The organism is Moorena sp. SIO4A1, assembly GCF_010672065.1.
Taxonomy (GTDB): Bacteria; Cyanobacteriota; Cyanobacteriia; order Cyanobacteriales; family Coleofasciculaceae; genus Moorena.
The window spans coordinates 1-2,509 of sequence record NZ_JAAHHX010000277.1; the positions used below are offsets into that span (position 1 = coordinate 1).

The 2,509-nt window shown below is 37.5% G+C and carries 3 protein-coding genes; all 3 read left to right on the forward strand.

Translation table 11 applies throughout. The annotated features are described in order from the left end of the window. Nucleotides 1-22: 22 nt before the first annotated feature. Entirely contained in the window at nucleotides 23-484 is a 462-nt protein-coding gene (locus F6K53_RS37235) for a WecB/TagA/CpsF family glycosyltransferase (RefSeq protein ID WP_293084619.1), read from the forward strand. A 1,407-nt stretch (nucleotides 485-1,891) separates the two neighbouring features. Further along, the gene (locus F6K53_RS37240; RefSeq protein ID WP_293084613.1) at nucleotides 1,892-2,107 is read left to right on the forward strand and encodes an HAD-IA family hydrolase; all 216 of its coding nucleotides are present in this window, start codon (nucleotides 1,892-1,894) and stop codon (nucleotides 2,105-2,107) included. A gap of 213 nt (nucleotides 2,108-2,320) precedes the next feature. Further along, nucleotides 2,321-2,509 (forward strand): hypothetical protein (locus F6K53_RS37245; RefSeq protein ID WP_293084616.1); only part of this gene is annotated, 189 nt, incomplete at its 3' end.

The following is a 2,509-nucleotide window of genomic DNA, read 5'->3' on the forward strand; positions in this document are numbered from 1 at the left end:
CCATTGACAATAATATTGGGGTATTGTTGTCAATGGTCACCACGGATATTGTGATAAAGAAGACCCCAGCCAAAATCAAGAGATAATTAATAAAATTAACCACACAAAACCTAATATTTTATTGGTAGGCATGGGTATGCCAATTCAAGAAAAATGGATTTGGCAGCATCGTAGTCGTCTTAATGTCAATGTGTTCATGCCTTGTGGTGCAGTGATCGACCGATTGGCAGGTTTGGTTCCTGACTGTCCAGAATTTATTTCCAATCTTGGTGGAGAGTGGCTTTATCGTTTATCCCGTGAACCCAAACGTCTGGCAGCTCGCTACTTACTCGGTAATCCAGCCTTTTTCTTTCAACTTGCTCTAGCTAAATTTTATGCACAACCTTTGAGAGTAGAGAAGAAGGGGTACATGCTAAATGGACAAAAACACAGTTTAGGCGAGCCTGTCAGCCTTCTTTCACCATTACCTCAGGGAATGAACTAGCAAAATCAGGATGCACCTGATCTGCAGCTGTTAGCGAGTTCTAGTCAGTAAACTCAGAATAACTGATAAAATTAATTTTAATAAAATTAAAATTAATTTTGTCTCAGTCATGGTGCAAGACCACCATGATCGTGATTCATACCAAGTGATACTAAGTTGCATTTATAGTTAGCACTTTCATCCCATCACCCCATCACCCCATCACCCCATCACCCCATCACCTTTTGAGGAAGATACTATCTTTGATTCCAACTTAGTATCACTTGCCCATTAGCTACGCTTGACGTTTACAAAACACTTGGTATGTTTCAGGTATATTTCGGCATTTGAGAGTGTCGGTTCACTGATCACTATTGACATAGGCAAAATGCTGTGAATACCTTGGCAGCATTCCCCCAGTCAGCCTGCGGCCAAGCTGGGGGTCTTATGTGGTGTATAGTTGTATCCCAATTGTATAGACACCACAGAGGTAATTCACCAACCTTCCAAGATCGGGAGAGAGTTTTGGAGTTTCCACAAAGACACTGCTTTCATGATCGATAATTTTTATGGTTGAGAGTAATAGTGTTACTTTTTCTCCACTAATGGGAATTCTGTCATTAGATAGTCTGAGATTTCTCACTTAGCCAGGGCAATGCTTTTATTGCCCGTTTTCTAATTACTCTTGTCAATGCTAGTCCCATTAACTGCTTATCTATCCTTACTTTTCCCTTGAATAGCAAAATCAGAGTAGTTAGGAACACATAGATATGGCAAGGCAAACCCAACACTGGATTAGGTGGGTTTTTAGGAGCTTAGTTTCAATATAGGTCAGATGGATCACACACTAGCCAAGATCATCAATACATCCCAATACGTATCATTTGATATCTTTGATACCGCAATTATACGCAATGTTTTAGAGCAAAGTGATGTCTTTACACTGGTTCAAAAGCAATATGATTATTGTCATTCCGAGTTATTACCAAATTATCCTAAGCTTAGACAAAAAGCATAAAAAAAATCTAGGGACAAACTCTGGAGACGAGAACAGGTCTCAGAGGTTGTCTGAGAAGTATCATTTGCTACATCCAAGCCCCCTAAATCCCCCGAGCGAGCAATCCCTCGCTCGGGGGACTTTTAGAAGCAAATTGACTCTTCCCCCAAATTTGGGGGGCTAGGGGGGCAAAATTCAGTATCAAAAAACTTTTCATATATCCTCTCAGAAGTTACCTTGGATACCATATTTGAGTGTTTGGTAGAAGATTTTGGACTTAATGACCAAAGCGCACAAATACTAAAAAAATTGAAATACAAACCGAAGGGGATGTTTGCAGACGTAATGAATTTATTTTTTCGGTCTATAACTATTGCCGAAAAATTTATAAACAGATTATTTTTATCTAAGATATGTATCTCCCCCTATCGGTGATCAATAAAATTATTCATTCGGCAGGCTATGATGATAGTGAAAAGCTATTTTTATCCTCTACTATAGGCAAAACTAAATTTAGAGGAGATATTTATGGATATGTTGTTGAAAAGCTAGGATTTAACCCAGAAGATATCCTTCACATTGGTGATAATTATCAGTCTGATATTTTAAAGGCCAAAGCCAATGGTTTATTATTGTTTTTTAAATAAAAAAACAATACATAGAGCTATCAAAAATTATTGGTTCCAAAAGGAAAAGTTTCATCAGCTTGTTAACAAAAACAATCTCTTGACAGTTCATTTTATCTAGCAACCATTATCAATCAGTATTATTGTGATACTCAGGATAATCAAACTAGTTACGAAGAGTAATTTTGGTATAACTTCGGGTTTAAGAATGTTGGAATCCTTTTTTTTAGTTTCATGAATTGGTTGCTAGATGCAACCACTAAAGATGGCATAGACAAAATTTTATTCTTATCCCGTGATGGTTATATCATGCATAAGGTTTATTACCTGCTAGCCGGATATAGAGATAATAGTCCAAGGGCAGAATATATGTATGCCTCAAGAAGAGCTCTCAATATTCCTAGCATCTTTGAATTAAACGAT